The organism is Streptomyces sp. NPDC015171 (assembly GCF_043079545.1).
Classification (GTDB): Bacteria; Actinomycetota; Actinomycetes; order Streptomycetales; family Streptomycetaceae; genus Streptomyces.
The window spans coordinates 1-14,511 of sequence record NZ_JBIBUO010000007.1; the positions used below are offsets into that span (position 1 = coordinate 1).

Consider the following 14,511-nt stretch of genomic DNA (forward strand, 5'->3'; position numbering starts at 1 on the left):
TTCCCTTTCCGGCGGTTCCGACTCTATCAGATCCTTTCGGCGTCTGACCCCCAGTCAGCGGGGTTTGTCTTCCCGGCCGTTGGGCCGTTCCGACGAGTGAGACTTTAGCGGATTCCCGGCTCCCGAGCTAATCGGGGGCCTGCGTCCTTTCGAACACGGATTCCTCATTTCGCGAATACACACGCCAAAGCAGTCGACACCGGAGCGTCGAATGAGTGACTGGTACTTGCGGAATGGCTGTCCGGGGACCGACCGAAGTCGGCGCTCACGTCGGACAACTCGGAGAACAGTACGGATCGGCGTGGGTCGTGTCAACTCACGCTCCCGCGGCACCCCGGAGGCGTACTGTGGAGGACGTGACGACGCGTACGTGTACCCAGCTCTGGTGGGCCGCCTGACGGCGGCCGTACACACGTATGCACCCAACGGCCGCCGCTTCGGCGGCCGTTCTCGTATCTCCCTCCGGGACTCCGGGGGCCGGCCGCAGGAGCGGCGGTCCCGACCAGAAGGTGAGTGGAGATGTCTCGGGTCTTCAGCGGGATCAAGCCGACCGGGCACGTGACTCTGGGGAACTACCTGGGGGCCCTGCGGCGCTGGGCGGAAGTGGACCAGCACCAGGCGGAGTCGCTGTTCTGCGTCGTGGATCTGCACGCGCTGACCGTGGAACACGATCCGGCGCGGGTGCGCAGGCTCAGCCGGCAGGCGACGACGCTGCTGCTGGCCGCCGGGCTCGACCCGGCGGCCTGCACCCTGTATCTGCAGAGCCACGTCCACGAGCACACCCGGCTTTCGTACCTGCTGGAGTGTGTGGCGACCGACGGCGAGATGCGGCGCATGATCCAGTACAAGGAGAAGGCCGCCCGGGAGCGGGAGCGCGGGGGGAGCGTCCGGCTGTCGCTGCTGACCTATCCGGTGCTGATGGCGGCGGACATCCTGGCCTACGGCGCGGACGAGGTGCCGGTCGGGGACGACCAGGTGCAGCACGTGGAGCTGGCGCGGGATCTGGCGGCGCGGTTCAACCAGCGGTACGGGCACACGTTCGTGGTGCCGAGGGCGACGCGGCCGGCCGTGGCGGCGCGGGTGATGAATCTGCAGGACCCGACGTCGAAGATGGGGAAGTCGGACGACTCGGGGCCGGGCGTCGTCTATCTGCTGGACGAGCCGGACGCGGTACGGAAGAAGGTGCTGCGGGCCGTGACCGACAGCGGGCGGGACGTCGTCTACGACCGGGCTGAGCGGCCGGGGATCGCGAACCTGCTGGACATTCTCGCCGCGTGCACGGGCGGGAACCCTGAGTCACTGGCGGACGTTTACGACTCGTACGGCTCTTTGAAGAAGGACACCGCGGAGGCCGTGGTGGAGGTGCTGCGGCCGGTGCAGGCCAGGCATCGGGAGCTGTGTGCCGATCCGGGCTATGTGGAGGGGGTGCTGCGGGATGGTGCGGAGAAGGCGCGGGCACTGGCTCGGCCGAGAGTCGATACGGCCTATAGCGCGATCGGGCTGCTGCCGCCCGTGGCGGAGCCCGCGCTGAGCGTGGTGCGTTAGCCGGGCGCCGGTCCGCGGGCGGGGTGGGCCGCCCGCGGTGCGGCGTCGGGCCGGACGGGTCAGTCCTTCTTGCCGGAGGCGAGTTCGCGGCTGCGGTCGCGGGCGGCTTCGAGGGCGGCGATGAGGGCGGCCCGTACGCCGTGGTTCTCCAGTTCGCGGATGGCGTTGATCGTGGTGCCGGCCGGGGAGGTCACGTTCTCCCGGAGCTTGACGGGGTGCTCGCCGCTGTCGCGGAGCATCACGGCGGCGCCGATCGCGGACTGGACGATGAGGTCGTGGGCCTTGTCGCGGGGCAGGCCGAGCAGGATGCCGGCGTCGGTCATGGCTTCGACCAGGTAGAAGAAGTAGGCCGGGCCCGAGCCGGACAGTGCGGTGCAGGCGTCCTGCTGGCTCTCGGGGACGCGGAGGGTCTTGCCGACGCCGCCGAAGATCTCCTCGGTGTGCGCGAGGTGCTGCTCGGTGGCGTGGCTGCCGGCGGAGATCACCGACATGGCCTCGTCGACGAGGGCGGGGGTGTTGGTCATGACACGGACGACCGGGGTGCCGGTGGCGAGGCGCTCCTCGAAGAAGGAGGTGGGGATGCCCGCGGCTCCGCTGATCACCAGGCGGTCGGCGGGGAGGTGCGGGGCGAGTTCGTCCAGAAGGGTGCCCATGTCCTGCGGCTTGACCGTGAGGATCAGGATGTCGGCGGTCTTGGCGGCCTCGGTGTTGCTGACCGGGGTGACTCCGTGGCGGGTGCGGAGTTCTTCGGCGCGTTCGGGGCGGCGGGCGGTGACCAGGAGATCGGCGGGGGCCCAGCCGGCCCGGATCATTCCGCTGAGCAGGGCTTCGCCGATCTTGCCGGTGCCGAGGACTGCGACTTTCTGGCTCATGCGGTTCATCCTCGCACCGGCATGGCGGGGTGCGGTGGCTTGTCCGGTGGCCGGACGTCCGGCGGTGCCGGGTGGTGGGGCGGCTCAGGCGGTCCGCCGTCGGAGTGTCGCGGCGCCCAGTCCCAGCACCAGCAGGGCGCAGCCCGCCACGATCAGGATGTCGCGCACGAAGGTGGCGGTCATGTCGGAGTGGTGGAGGACCTCGTTCATGCCGTCGACGGCGTACGACATCGGCAGGACGTCGGAGACGGCCTCCAGTACGGGGTGCATGTCGGAGCGGGGAGTGAAGAGGCCGCAGAGGAGGAGCTGGGGAAAGATCACCGCGGGCATGAACTGGACCGCCTGGTATTCCGAGGCCGCGAAGGCCGAGACGAAGAGACCGAGGGCTGTGCCGAGCAGGGCGTCGAGGAGGGCGACGAGGAGGAGCAGCCAGGGGGAGCCGGTGACGTCGAGGCCGAGGAGCCAGACCGCGAGTCCGGTGGCGAGGGCGGACTGGACGACGGCGAGGGTGCCGAAGGCGAGGGCGTAGCCGGCGATGACGTCGGCCTTGCCGAGGGGCATGGCGAGGAGGCGTTCGAGGGTGCCCGAGGTGCGTTCGCGCAGGGTGGCGATGGAGGTGACCAGGAACATCGTGATCAGCGGAAAGATGCCGAGCAGCGAGGCGCCGATGTTGTCGAAGGTGCGCGGGCTGGCGTCGAAGACGTAGCGCAGCAGGATCAGCATCAGGCAGGGGATGAGGAGCAGCAGCGCGATGGTGCGCGGGTCGTGGCGGAGCTGGCGCAGGACGCGGGCGGCGGTCGCGGTGGTGCGGGCGGGGCTCAGGGCGCTGGTGCGCGCCACGGGGGTGGCGGGGGCGGTGGGTGTCGTCGTGCTCATCGGGTCGTCTCCTTGGTGCGGTCCGCCGCGGCGGCCTCGTCGACGAGGCGCAGGAAGGCGGTTTCGACGGTGTCGGCGCCGGTGCGGGTGCGCAGGGCGTCCGGGGTGTCGTCGGCGAGGATCTCGCCCTCGCGCATGAGGAGGAGGCGGTGGCAGCGCTCGGCCTCGTCCATGACGTGCGAGGAGACGAGGAGGGTGGTGCCGCGGGTGGTGGCGAGGTCGTGGAAGAGGTTCCACAGGTCCCGGCGGAGGACGGGGTCGAGGCCGACGGTCGGTTCGTCCAGGACGAGGAGTTCGGGGGTGCCGAGGAGGGCGACGGCGAGGGAGACGCGGTTGCGCTGGCCGCCGGAGAGGTTGCCGGCCAGGGCGTCGGCGTGGCGGGTGAGGTCGACGTCGGCGATGGCCTGGGTGACGTGCCGGTGGCGGCGGCCGGCGGCGGCGCCGCCGGGGTCGAGGATCGCCGCGAAGTATTCGAGGTTCTGGCGGACGGTGAGGTCGTCGTAGACGGAGGGGGCCTGGGTGACGTAGCCGATGCGGCTGCGCAGGGCGGGGTGGCCGGCCGGGTGGCCGAGGACGTTCAGGGTGCCGGTGACCTTGGCCTGGGTGCCGACGATGGCGCGCATGAGGGTGGACTTGCCGCAGCCGGAGGGGCCGAGCAGGCCGGTGATCTGGCCGCGGGGGACGGTGAAGCCGAGGTGGCGAAGCACCGTGCGGGGGCCGCGGACGACGGTGAGGTCGTCCGCGGCCACGGCGGGGGCGGGGTGGTCGGCTGAGGTGGGCAGGGGTGGTGGGTCCGGCACGTAATTCATCATGTGATGAATAATCGGGTGGGCTACGCCGTGACGTCAAGAGGGGTGGGCTACGCCGTGACGTGGGGCGGGCTATGACGTGACGTCAAGAGGAGGGAGGGTCGAGTGGGGAGTCGGCCGGGTCAGGGCTTGCGGGCGACCAGCAGAAGGACGTCGTACGTCTCCTCGACGACGGCGTCGGGAAAGACGTCCAGGAGGTGGGCGCGCTCCGCTTCCAGGAACGCGGTCCTGCGGTCCTCGGGGGTGAGGAGGAAGGCCGAGTGGCTGCCGATGTTGGCGAGGTGGGTGTCGATCGGGACGCGGCGGCTCCAGCGGACCGTGCGGCGGGCGAAGTCCAGGCGCCCGCTGGGGTCGGCCCGCTCGATGCGGTCACCGGCCTTGCGCTTCTCGGCGGCGACGTCCACGCCGAGGAAGCGGGCGGCCCGGGCGGCGGCCCGGGCGATCCACTCGACGTCCGGCGCGTCGGTGTTCCACCACAGGGCCAGCGCGCCGCCCGGGCGCAGCACGCGCAGGGCCTCCGGCACCGAGCGGGCCGGGTCGGTCCAGTGCCAGGCCTGGGCGTAGGTGAGGAGGTCGGCGTGGGAGTCGGTGACGGGCAGGGCGTCGCCGCTGCCGCGGACGAGCGGGATGTGCGGCAAGGTGCGGCGGAACTCGGCGGCCATGCCCGCGCCGGGTTCGACGGCGAGGACGTCGGCGCCGCGGGCGTGCAGGAGTGCGCTGGCGATGCCGGTGCCGGCGCCCACGTCCACGGTCCTGGCGCCTGAGAGTGAGCGGCCGGCCAGCTCCTCGACGGCGTCGAAGAGGGCGGGCGGGTAGGAGGGGCGGTTCGCCGCGTACTGGGCCGCGGCGGAGTTGAAGGACGCGGCTCGGGCGGCGTGGAGGACGGCGTCGTCGGTGGGCGGATCCGTGGGTGGTTCGGAGGGCGGGTCCGCGGGTTGATCGGCGGGGGTGGGCTGGGTCGTGGCGGTCATGAGGTCATGTCTACGGCACCGTCGCGTGGCGCACTACGGGGCTCGCGTGGCGCACTTCGGGGCTGCCGCGTGGGGCACTTCGGGGCCGGGGCGCCGTCCGCTTCGGGGCCGTTGCGTGGGGCGGGGCCGGGGCGTGGGGCACTTCGGGGCTGCCGAGCTGTCCCGCTTCTCCGGGCCGGGGGCCGGAGCGGAGTGTCCGGGGGGCCGTGGTCTTGCCGGGGTGCTAGGCGCGGCGCTTCTTCTTCGACGGGTTGCCGGTGCGGCGGGTGGTGCGGCGTTCGTGGGCCTCGCGGGCCTGCTCGTACTCCTCGCGGTGCAGCTTCTCGCCCGGTGCCTCGGTGAGGGAGCGGACGAAGTAGGCGAGGAGGGAGCCGACGAAGCCGACGGCGAGCAGGCCGCGCAGGGAGGCCTGGCGCTGCGGGTCGTGGCGCTTGCCGAAGCCCTCCAAGGTGTTGCGGAAGGCGAGCGCGCTGCAGATCGCGAACATGGCGACGACAAGGACGGTCACGAAGGAGCCGGTGTCGGCGATCTGGATGCCCTCGTAGGCGAAGCGCAGCACCAGGCAGGAGGCGACGGCGGCGGCGAGGGAGCCGATGGCGACGCCGGCGCGGCGGGCCGCGTAGCCGTTGTCGTGGTTCAGCCAGGACGTGCCGAAGAAGCGCAGGGGCTCGGGGCGGGGGCCGCCGCCGGGGGCCACGCCGTCGCCGGTGGTGCCCGCCAGGGTGTCCGGGGTGCCGGTTTCGTCGCTCACGGGTCGATTATGGCTCCGGGCGGAGGCGGGCTTCCGGGCGGGCCGGACTTCCGGGCGGGGCGGCTGGCCGGACTTCCGGGCTGGCCGGACTTCCGGGCGGGGCGGGCTCCTCTTCGGATGGCCCGCGCCCGCGCCCCGCCCGGCCCTCGGCGCCGCCCCCCCGAGGCCGCCCCGTGCGCGCGGTGGTGTCAGCCGCAGCGGGCCGCGATGTAGCCGTCGCTGCCGGTGTGGACGAAGGCGTCCGAGACGTACTCGCCGTTGTCGATGAGGTCCCAGATGTTCGTCGTGCCGTAGGGGCCGGAGACGCTCGTGCCCGGAGCCTGGCAGTAGATCGGTACCCGGACGCCCTCCGGCAGGACGCGGACCAGGTTGTAGTGGGTGCCCGGGCCGCTGCGGACGTTCAGTCGGACGCCCGGGGCGACGGCGTAAGTGCGTACGGCTGCCGCCGCCTGTGCCGCCACGCCGTCCCGGCTGTCCTCGTCGCTCGCGGCCTCTGTCACACGGTCAACGGACATCTCAGTGGTCCTCCCCCGTCGCTTTTCTGGAACTCGGTGAAGCTCGGTGCGAAACGCGTGCGCGAATCGCACGCAGACGCTAGCAAGCCGCCTCTGTCTCGTACGAGTCATCGACTAGGCTCCGTGCGTCGCGCGCGCGGACGAACAGCACGGGGGTGGTCCATGGCGCCACAGCGCAACATCGGAGCGGGCGCGGAAGCGGAACTTCCCGAATACGACGGCCACTACCGGCTGGAGTCCTGTCTGGGCTCCGGTGGCATGGGGGTCGTGCATCTCGCGCGGAGCACCTCGGGCATGCGGCTCGCGGTGAAGGTGGTCCATGCCGAATTCGCCCGGGATCCCGAGTTCAGGGGCCGTTTCCGGCAGGAGGTGGCCGCCGCGCGCCGGGTCAGCGGGGCCTTCACCGCGCCCGTCGTGGACGCGGATCCGGAGGCCGACCGGCCCTGGATGGCGACCCAGTTCATCCCCGGGCCGACCCTTTCCGAGCAGGTGAAGTCGAAGGGGCCGATGGCGCCCGAGCAGGTGCGCAGGCTGATGGCCGGGCTCGCCGAGGCGCTGCGGGACATCCACCGCGTCGGTGTGGTGCACCGGGATCTGAAGCCGAGCAATGTGCTGCTCGCCGAGGACGGACCCAAGGTCATCGACTTCGGCATCTCGCGGCCGAAGGACAGCGAACTGCGCACCGAGACGGGCAAGTTGATCGGCACGCCGCCGTTCATGGCGCCGGAGCAGTTCCGGCGGCCCCGTGAGGTGGGCCCGGCCGCCGACATCTTCGCGCTCGGCTCGGTCATGGTGCACGCGGCCACCGGGCGCGGGCCGTTCGACTCCGACAGCCCGTATGTCGTCGCCTACCAGGTGGTCCACGACGAGCCCGATCTGAACGGTGTACCGGAGGGGCTCGCGCCGCTGCTGCTGCGGTGCCTCGCCAAGGAGCCGGCGGACCGGCCCACCCCGGACGAGCTGATGCGGGAGCTGCGCTCGGTGGCGGCCTCGTACGACACCCAGGCGTTCATACCGGCGCAGCGCAGGAGCGAGGACGAGTCCGCGCCGGCCGCTCCCGGTCCTGCCGCCGGGGAGCCTGCCGGACCGGGCCCCGCCCGGAAGCGTCCGGGGCGCCGGAGGGCGGTGGCGCTGGGGGCCGGCGTGCTCGGTCTCGCCCTGGCGGGTGGCCTGGCCGCGGCGGCGCTGTTCGGCGGGGACGGGCGCGGGGCCGGCAAGGACCGCGAGCCGGCTCCGGCGGCGGCCGGCCCCTGGACCGCCCGGCCCGCGGTCGGCGGTGCGGGCATGCCGCACTGCGCGTACGGGGCGGGGAAGTTGTTCTGTGCGCGGCCCGGTGTCGTCTACGCGCTCGCTGCGCCCGACGGCAGGCTGCTGTGGCGGCGCTCGGTGGAGACCCGGTCCACGAGCGGGCCGCCGGTCGTCTCCGGTGGCCTGGTGCAGCCGTACACGGACGGCGGGTCGCGGCTGGCGGGGCTCGACCCGGCCTCGGGCAAGGACGTCTGGCAGCGCCGGCTGCCCGCGGGGACGACGGTGCGGTACGCCGGCGACACGGCCCTGCTCGCGGCGGCCGACGGCACGGTCACGGCCGTGGACGCCGCGACCGGTGCCACGCGGTGGCGGGGGCCGGTCCCCGGCCAGGGCACGGCGTCGTTCGCGGCGTTCCCGGATGCGGGCGCTTCGGCGTACGCGACGCGGACGTCGGCCGACGGGTCGAGCACGCGGGTGAGCGCCGTGGATCCGCGGACCGGGCGGGTGCGGTGGGACGTGCGGCTGCGGGGGTGGCTCAAGCCGTTCGGCGCCCAGGCCGACGGTTCGCTGTACTTCCTGGCGGTCGACAGCGGCTACGGCACCCGGGAGATCGTCCGCTACACCCCCGGGACGGGGGCCACCCGGCGGGTCGCGCTGCCCGCGGTCCTGGACGGCGCGCACGCCACCGTACGGGGGAACGTCGTCTACGTGCTGGCCACCGGCGGCTCCCTGGATGCCGTGGACATGGTGTCGGGCCGGCGCCTGTGGCACCTGGAGACCTCGGTGAGCCGCGGTTCGCAGCCCGTCGCGCGGGAGGGCCGGGTGTACTTCACCGCCAGCGACGGCCGGCTGCTCGCCGTCGACGCCCGCAAGGGCCGGCTGATCGGGCAGACGCCCGCGCGCCTGGGTGCCGACTCGGCCCAGGTCATGAGCACGCCGCCGGCCCCGGTGCCGGTCGGTGACCGCGTCGTCGCCACCGCGCCCGACGGCACCGTCTTCACCGTGGACGGCCGGGCGCCCGCGGCCTGGTGACCTCTGGGAAGCGCAGGCCCGGGCGGGAACCGTGCCGGAGCGCCGCGAAGACCCGGCGGGGCCCTGACGGGACCCGGCGGAGTACGGCGCAGGGGCCGCCCCCCGTCTGGGAGGCGGCCCCTGGCACTGCCGGTCAGCCCTGCCGGCCAGCCCTGCCGGTCAGCCCAGCAGGGACACGTTCCGCACGGCGCCCTTGTCCGCGCTCGTCGCCATCGCCGCGTAGGCGCGCAGGGCGGCGGAGACCTTGCGTTCGCGGTTCTTCGGGGCGTACACGCCGTTCAGGGCCTGCTCGCGGCGGGCCAGCTCCGCCTCGTCGACCAGCAGCTCGATCGAGCGGCCCGGGATGTCGATGCGGATGCGGTCGCCGTCCTGGACCAGGGCGATCGTGCCGCCGGAGGCCGCCTCGGGGGAGGCGTGGCCGATGGAGAGGCCGGAGGTGCCGCCGGAGAAGCGGCCGTCGGTGATCAGGGCGCAGGTCTTGCCGAGGCCGCGGCCCTTCAGGTACGAGGTCGGGTAGAGCATCTCCTGCATGCCGGGGCCGCCCTTGGGGCCCTCGTAGCGGATGACGACGACGTCGCCGTCCTTGACCTCCTGGGTGAGGATGCGCTGGACGGCCTCCTCCTGGGACTCGCAGACGACCGCCGGGCCCTCGAAGGTCCAGATCGACTCGTCCACGCCGGCCGTCTTCACCACGCAGCCGTCGACGGCGAGGTTGCCGCGCAGGACCGCCAGGCCGCCGTCCTTGGAGTACGCGTGCTCGGCGGAGCGGATGCAGCCGCCCTCGGCGTCCTCGTCCAGGGCCTCCCAGCGCTCGGACTGGGAGAACGCCTCGGCGGAGCGGACGCAGCCGGGGGCGGCGTGCCACAGCTCCACGGCCTCCGGGGACGGGGAGCCGCCGCGGACGTCCCAGGTCTTCAGCCAGTCGGCGAGGGAGGGGCTGTGGACGGCGTGGACGTCCTCGTTGAGCAGGCCGGCGCGGTGCAGTTCGCCGAGGAGGGCGGGGATGCCGCCGGCGCGGTGCACGTCCTCCATGTAGTACGTGCGGTTCTTGGCGACGTTGGGCGCCACCTTGGCCAGGCAGGGCACGCGGCGCGATACGGCGTCGATCTCGTCCAGGCCGAACGTGACGCCCGCCTCCTGGGCGGCGGCCAGCAGGTGCAGGATCGTGTTGGTGGAGCCGCCCATCGCGATGTCGAGCGCCATGGCGTTCTCGAAGGCCGCGAAGGTGGCGACGTTGAGGGGCAGGACCGTGTCGTCGTCCTGCTCGTAGTAGCGGCGGGTGATGTCCATGACCGTGCGGGCCGCGTCGGTGTAGAGCCGCTTGCGCGCGGTGTGGGTGGCGAGGACCGAGCCGTTGCCGGGCAGGGAGAGGCCGATGGCCTCGGTCAGGCAGTTCATCGAGTTGGCGGTGAACATGCCGGAGCAGCTGCCGCAGGTCGGGCAGGCGTTCTCCTCGATGCGGAGGATGTCCTCGTCGGAGACCTTGTCGTTGACGGCGTCGGAGATCGCGTCGACCAGGTCGAGCGTGCGGACCGTGCCGTCGACCAGGGTGGCGCGGCCGGCCTCCATGGGGCCGCCGGAGACGAACACCGTCGGGATGTTCAGGCGCAGCGCCGCCATCAGCATGCCCGGGGTGATCTTGTCGCAGTTGGAGATGCAGACCAGGGCGTCGGCGCAGTGGGCCTCGACCATGTACTCCACCGAGTCCGCGATCAGGTCGCGGGAGGGGAGGCTGTACAGCATGCCGCCGTGGCCCATGGCGATGCCGTCGTCGACCGCGATGGTGTTGAACTCGCGGGGGATGCCGCCCGCCTCCTTGATCGCCTCGCTGACGATCCGGCCGACCGGCTGGAGGTGGGTGTGGCCCGGCACGAACTCGGTGAACGAGTTGGCGACGGCGATGATCGGCTTCCGGCCGATGTCCGCACCGGGTACACCGGAAGCGCGCATAAGGGCGCGGGCGCCCGCCATGTTGCGGCCGTGGGTGACTGTGCGGGACCTCAGCTCGGGCATCGTCGCTCGCTCCTTCGAAGACCTTCCGGGCCCTTCCGGCGAAGAGTCCGGAGAGTTCAGACTGTACGGTCGAGCGTACGCCCGTGCTCCAAGGGCTGGACACGGCTGTCCGGAATGCGGGACGCGCGTTTCACCGGGCGCCCTGTCGGACCGCGTCAGGCCAGTCTCTCAGGGCCGCGTGAGATGCGCCTGCACCACCGGCGCCACCCGCGCGATGATCAGCTCCAGGTCCACCGAGGCCAGCGGCTCCAGCTTGATCACGTAGCGCATCATCGCCGTACCCACGATCTGCGCGGCGGCCAGTTCGGCGCGCAGCTCCGCGTCCGGCAGGTCCAGCTGGGCGGCGACCCGGCGCAGCAGCTGGACGGCGACGAGGCGGCGGAAGACGGCGGCGGCGGTCTCGTTGTTCACCGCGGACCGCAGGATGGCGAGGAGGGGCGCCCGGGTGGCGGGGTCGTCCCAGAAGCCGAGGATGAAGCGGGTCAGCCGCTCCCCCACGCCGTCCACCGGGCCCGCGGCCACGGCGTCCGGCGCGCTCAGGGCGGGCGCGAAGGCCAGCTCGACGGCCGCCTCGAAGACCTGTTCCTTGGTACCGAAGTAGTGGTGGACGAGCGCGGAGTCCACGCCGGCGGCCTTGGCGATACCGCGCACGGACGTCTTCTCGTACCCGCGCGCGGAGAACTCCTCGCGGGCGGCGGTGAGGATGCGGTCGCGGGTGTCGCCGGACTCGGCGCGCGGCGGCCGGCCGCGCCGCCGGGGGGCGGGCTCGGTCGTCATCGCCGGGGCACCCGCACGGCCGCGGCGAGGTGCTTGCGGGTGAACTCCAGTGCCTCGGCGAGGTCGGCCTCGCGCTCGGCGCCCGACATCGCCCGACGGGTGTTCACCTCGATCACGACATGGCCGTCGAAGCCGGTGCGCACCAGGCGTTCCAGCAGCTCGGCGCAGGGCTGGGTGCCGCGTCCCGGGACCAGGTGCTCGTCCTTGGCCGAGCCCCGGCCGTCGGCGAGGTGCACATGCCCGAGCCGGTCCCCCATGCGGCCGACCATGTCCAGGGCGTCGGTGCGGGCCGTCGCCGTATGGCTGAGGTCGATCGTGAAGTGCCGGTAGTCGTCCTGGGTGACGTCCCATTCGGGGGCGTAGGCGAGCATCTCGCGGTCGCGGTAGCGCCAGGGGTACATGTTCTCGACGGCGAACCGTACGTCCGTCTCGTCCGCCATCCGCCAGATCCCGTCGACGAAGTCCCGGGCGTACTGCCGCTGCCAGCGGAACGGCGGGTGGACGACGACGGTGGAGGCACCCAGCTTCTCCGCCGCCGCACGGGCCCGGCGGAGCTTCACCCAGGGGTCGGTGGACCAGACCCGCTGGGTGATCAGCAGGCAGGGGGCGTGGACGGCCAGGACCGGGATGCCGTGGTAGTCCGACAGCCGGCGCAGCGCCTCGATGTCCTGGCTGACCGGGTCGGTCCACACCATGACCTCGACGCCGTCGTAGCCGAGGCGCGCGGCGATCTCGAAGGCCGTCGCCGTCGACTCCGGGTACACGGAGGCGGTCGACAGCGCGACGCGCACGTCCCTTGGTTCCACCACGTCCGTCACCTTACGGCGTGCGGCGGGCCGGGTGTTGGGTGACTGTTCGCCGGTGTGAGGTTTGCCATTCGGGCGGATGCGGGGCGCGTGTGCCCGGGCGCGGCCGGGCGCCGGCACCGCGCGCCGACGCCGCCTCGCGTCCCCCGGGGCGTCACGCCGAGCCCATGTGGTCGAGGCGCCGCAGGATCACGCCCTCCCTCAGGGCCCACGGGCAGATCTCCAGTTTCTCCACGCCGAACAGGTCCATCGCGCCCTCGGCGACCAGGGCGCCCGCGAGGATCTGGCCGGCCCGGCCCTCGGAGACTCCGGGCAGCTCGGCGCGCTGGTCCTCGGTCATGGCGGACAGGCGCGGCACCCATGCCTCCAGGGACTCGCGCTTGAGCTCGCGCTGGACGTAGAGGCCCTCGGCGCTGCGGGCGGCGCCGGCGATACGGGCGAGCTGCTTGAAGGTCTTGGAGGTGGCGACCACGTGGTCGGGGGCGCCGAAGCGGCTGAATTCGCCGACCGTGCGGGCGATCTGCGCGCGGACGTGCCGGCGCAGGGTGCGGACGTCCTCGGCGGCGGGCGGGTCACCGGGCAGCCAGCCGGAGGTGAGGCGACCGGCGCCGAGCGGGAGGGAGACCGCCGTGTCCGGCTCCTCGTCGATGCCGTAGGCGATCTCGAGGGAGCCGCCGCCGATGTCCAGGACCAGCAGCTTTCCGGCGGACCAGCCGAACCAGCGGCGTACCGCGAGGAAGGTCAGCCGGGCCTCCTCGGCGCCGCTGAGGACCTGGAGGCGTACACCGGTCTCCTCGGCCACGCGCGCGAGGACGTCGTCGGCGTTGGTGGCCTCGCGGACGGCGGAGGTCGCGAACGGCAGCAGGTCCTCGACGCCCTTGTCCTCGGCGGCCTGGAGCGCGTCCCGTACGACCCCGACCAGTCTGTCGACGCCGTCGTCGCCGATGGCACCGCTGTCGTCGAGGAGTTGGGCGAGCCGAAGGTCGGCCTTGTGCGAATGCGCGGGCAGCGGGCGCGCGCCGGGGTGAGCGTCCACCACCAGCAGATGCACCGTGTTCGAACCCACGTCCAGGACACCGAGTCTCATATACGGAACGCTACTGCCAGATCCTCCGTCCTCGGTCCCCGGAGCGGGCCTGGGCCACTTACCCTGGACAGGTGCCAAAGACGAAAAAGGCGAAGGCCGAAAAGGCTGGCAAAGCAGACAAGGTGAGCAGAATTCACAAGTCTGCCAAAACCTCCAAGGAGGCGAAGATGAGCGACGAGAAGGGGCTCGACTTCGCCCGTGCCTGGGTGGAGTTCCCTGATCCGGCGGACGACGAGCAGGTCTTCCGGTGCGATCTGACCTGGCTGACCTCTCGCTGGAACTGCATCTTCGGCAGTGGTTGCCAGGGCATTCAGGCGGGGCGCGCGGAGGACGGGTGCTGCAGCCTGGGGGCGCATTTCTCCGACGAGGACGACGAGAAGCGGGTCGCCGGGCACGTGGCACGGCTCACGCCGGAGATCTGGCAGCACCATGACGAGGGCACGCGGAACGGGTGGACCGCGGAGGACGACGAGGGCTCCCGCCAGACCCGCCCGTTCCAGGGCTCGTGCATCTTCCAGAACCGGCCCGGTTTCGCGGGCGGCGCGGGCTGCTCGCTGCACATCCTGGCGCTGAAGGAGGGCCGGGAGCCGCTGGAGACCAAGCCGGACGTGTGCTGGCAGCTGCCGATCCGGCGGACGTACGACTGGATCGACCGCCCCGACGACACGCGCGTGCTCCAGGTGTCCATCGGGGAGTACGACCGCCGTGGCTGGGGTCCCGGCGGCCATGACCTGCACTGGTGGTGCACCTCGGCGACGTCGGCGCACGGCGCGGGCGACCCGGTGTACGTCTCCTACCGGCCGGAGCTGACGGAGCTGATGGGCAAGGCGGGCTACGACCGTCTGGTCGAGCTGTGCGAACAGCGGCTGGCGTCGCAGCTGCCCCTCGTGGCACCTCACCCGGCCGACCCGGCTCGGTGACCTCGGCCCCGCACCCACGCGTCGTCCCGGCCGGCTGAAAAGGCACCGGGAAGGCGGGGGCGGTCGGCGCGGGGGCCCGGTCGACACGGGGACCGGTCGGCGCGGGGGCACGGTCGACGGCGGAGCCCGGTCGATACGGGGGCACGGTCTGGGCCGGGGCACGGTCGACGGCGGAGCCCGGCCGACACGGGGGCACGGTCGACGCCGGAGCCCGGCCGACACGGGGCCACGGTCGACGCCGGAGCCCGGCCGACACGGGGCCACGGTCGGCGCCGGAGCCCGGCCGACG

The 14,511-nt window shown here is 72.8% G+C and carries 13 protein-coding genes; 3 read left to right on the top strand and 10 right to left on the bottom strand.

The window, feature by feature from the left end:
- Positions 1–519 precede the first annotated feature (519 nt).
- Positions 520–1,545 carry a tryptophan--tRNA ligase gene (trpS, locus tag ACF073_RS20095; protein ID WP_392071766.1) on the top strand — a complete coding sequence of 342 codons (1,026 nt, stop codon included), beginning with the start codon at positions 520–522 and terminating at the stop codon, positions 1,543–1,545.
- Between the two features lie 59 nt (positions 1,546–1,604).
- On the opposite strand, the gene proC is transcribed toward trpS, so the two are convergent.
- From proC to ACF073_RS20125, 6 genes are all read right to left on the bottom strand, one after another.
- Positions 1,605–2,417: a pyrroline-5-carboxylate reductase gene (gene proC, locus ACF073_RS20100; RefSeq protein WP_392071768.1), complete on the bottom strand. Its 813-nt coding sequence runs from the start codon at positions 2,415–2,417 to the stop codon at positions 1,605–1,607.
- Between the two features lie 84 nt (positions 2,418–2,501).
- Positions 2,502–3,293, bottom strand: a complete 792-nt coding sequence (locus ACF073_RS20105) for an ABC transporter permease (protein ID WP_392071770.1) — start codon at positions 3,291–3,293, stop codon at positions 2,502–2,504.
- Positions 3,290–4,105, bottom strand: a complete 816-nt coding sequence (locus ACF073_RS20110; protein WP_392071772.1) for an ABC transporter ATP-binding protein — start codon at positions 4,103–4,105, stop codon at positions 3,290–3,292. Before ACF073_RS20110 ends, ACF073_RS20105 begins: the two co-directional genes overlap by 4 nt.
- A gap of 119 nt (positions 4,106–4,224) precedes the next feature.
- Positions 4,225–5,073, bottom strand: a complete 849-nt coding sequence (locus ACF073_RS20115) for a class I SAM-dependent methyltransferase (RefSeq protein WP_392071774.1) — start codon at positions 5,071–5,073, stop codon at positions 4,225–4,227.
- A 223-nt stretch (positions 5,074–5,296) separates the two neighbouring features.
- Positions 5,297–5,824, bottom strand: a complete 528-nt coding sequence (locus tag ACF073_RS20120) for an EamA/RhaT family transporter (RefSeq protein WP_392071776.1) — start codon at positions 5,822–5,824, stop codon at positions 5,297–5,299.
- Between the two features lie 188 nt (positions 5,825–6,012).
- The gene (locus ACF073_RS20125; RefSeq protein ID WP_392071778.1) at positions 6,013–6,339 is read right to left on the bottom strand and encodes an SH3 domain-containing protein; all 327 of its coding nucleotides are present in this window, start codon (positions 6,337–6,339) and stop codon (positions 6,013–6,015) included.
- Between the two features lie 162 nt (positions 6,340–6,501).
- On the opposite strand from ACF073_RS20125, the gene ACF073_RS20130 reads away from it, so the two are divergent.
- Complete coding sequence (locus tag ACF073_RS20130) at positions 6,502–8,619, top strand: serine/threonine-protein kinase (protein ID WP_392071780.1); 2,118 nt, start codon at positions 6,502–6,504, stop codon at positions 8,617–8,619.
- A 159-nt stretch (positions 8,620–8,778) separates the two neighbouring features.
- Here the strand turns inward: ACF073_RS20130 and ilvD are convergent, their stop codons facing one another.
- From ilvD to ACF073_RS20150, 4 genes are all read right to left on the bottom strand, one after another.
- The gene (gene ilvD, locus ACF073_RS20135; protein WP_392071782.1) at positions 8,779–10,632 is read right to left on the bottom strand and encodes a dihydroxy-acid dehydratase; all 1,854 of its coding nucleotides are present in this window, start codon (positions 10,630–10,632) and stop codon (positions 8,779–8,781) included.
- Positions 10,633–10,800: 168 nt separating this feature from the next.
- Positions 10,801–11,409 (bottom strand): TetR family transcriptional regulator, encoded by a 609-nt coding sequence (locus ACF073_RS20140; RefSeq protein WP_392071784.1) that lies wholly within the window; start codon positions 11,407–11,409, stop codon positions 10,801–10,803.
- Positions 11,406–12,227, bottom strand: a complete 822-nt coding sequence (locus tag ACF073_RS20145) for a sugar phosphate isomerase/epimerase family protein (RefSeq protein WP_392071786.1) — start codon at positions 12,225–12,227, stop codon at positions 11,406–11,408. Before ACF073_RS20145 ends, ACF073_RS20140 begins: the two co-directional genes overlap by 4 nt.
- A 142-nt stretch (positions 12,228–12,369) precedes the next feature.
- A complete protein-coding gene (locus tag ACF073_RS20150; RefSeq protein ID WP_392071787.1) occupies positions 12,370–13,302 on the bottom strand; it encodes a Ppx/GppA family phosphatase in 933 nt (310 codons plus the stop codon).
- A 71-nt stretch (positions 13,303–13,373) separates the two neighbouring features.
- Here ACF073_RS20150 and ACF073_RS20155 point away from each other — a divergent pair, with 71 nt between their 5' ends.
- Positions 13,374–14,222, top strand: coding sequence for a hypothetical protein (locus ACF073_RS20155; RefSeq protein ID WP_392071789.1), 849 nt, complete (start codon positions 13,374–13,376; stop codon positions 14,220–14,222).
- Positions 14,223–14,511 lie beyond the last annotated feature (289 nt).

What these genes read in the sequence shown, in the direction of transcription:
- ilvD (WP_392071782.1), bottom strand. Translation starts at nt 10,632, where the DNA reads ATGCCCGAGCTGAGGTCCCGCACAGTCACCCACGGCCGCAACATGGCG.
- proC (WP_392071768.1), bottom strand. Translation starts at nt 2,417, where the DNA reads ATGAGCCAGAAAGTCGCAGTCCTCGGCACCGGCAAGATCGGCGAAGCC.
- ACF073_RS20105 (WP_392071770.1), bottom strand. Translation starts at nt 3,293, where the DNA reads ATGAGCACGACGACACCCACCGCCCCCGCCACCCCCGTGGCGCGCACC.
- ACF073_RS20110 (WP_392071772.1), bottom strand. Translation starts at nt 4,105, where the DNA reads ATGATGAATTACGTGCCGGACCCACCACCCCTGCCCACCTCAGCCGAC.
- ACF073_RS20130 (WP_392071780.1), top strand. Translation starts at nt 6,502, where the DNA reads ATGGCGCCACAGCGCAACATCGGAGCGGGCGCGGAAGCGGAACTTCCC.
- ACF073_RS20125 (WP_392071778.1), bottom strand. Translation starts at nt 6,339, where the DNA reads ATGTCCGTTGACCGTGTGACAGAGGCCGCGAGCGACGAGGACAGCCGG.
- ACF073_RS20115 (WP_392071774.1), bottom strand. Translation starts at nt 5,073, where the DNA reads ATGACCGCCACGACCCAGCCCACCCCCGCCGATCAACCCGCGGACCCG.
- trpS (WP_392071766.1), top strand. Translation starts at nt 520, where the DNA reads ATGTCTCGGGTCTTCAGCGGGATCAAGCCGACCGGGCACGTGACTCTG.
- ACF073_RS20150 (WP_392071787.1), bottom strand. Translation starts at nt 13,302, where the DNA reads ATGAGACTCGGTGTCCTGGACGTGGGTTCGAACACGGTGCATCTGCTG.
- ACF073_RS20140 (WP_392071784.1), bottom strand. Translation starts at nt 11,409, where the DNA reads ATGACGACCGAGCCCGCCCCCCGGCGGCGCGGCCGGCCGCCGCGCGCC.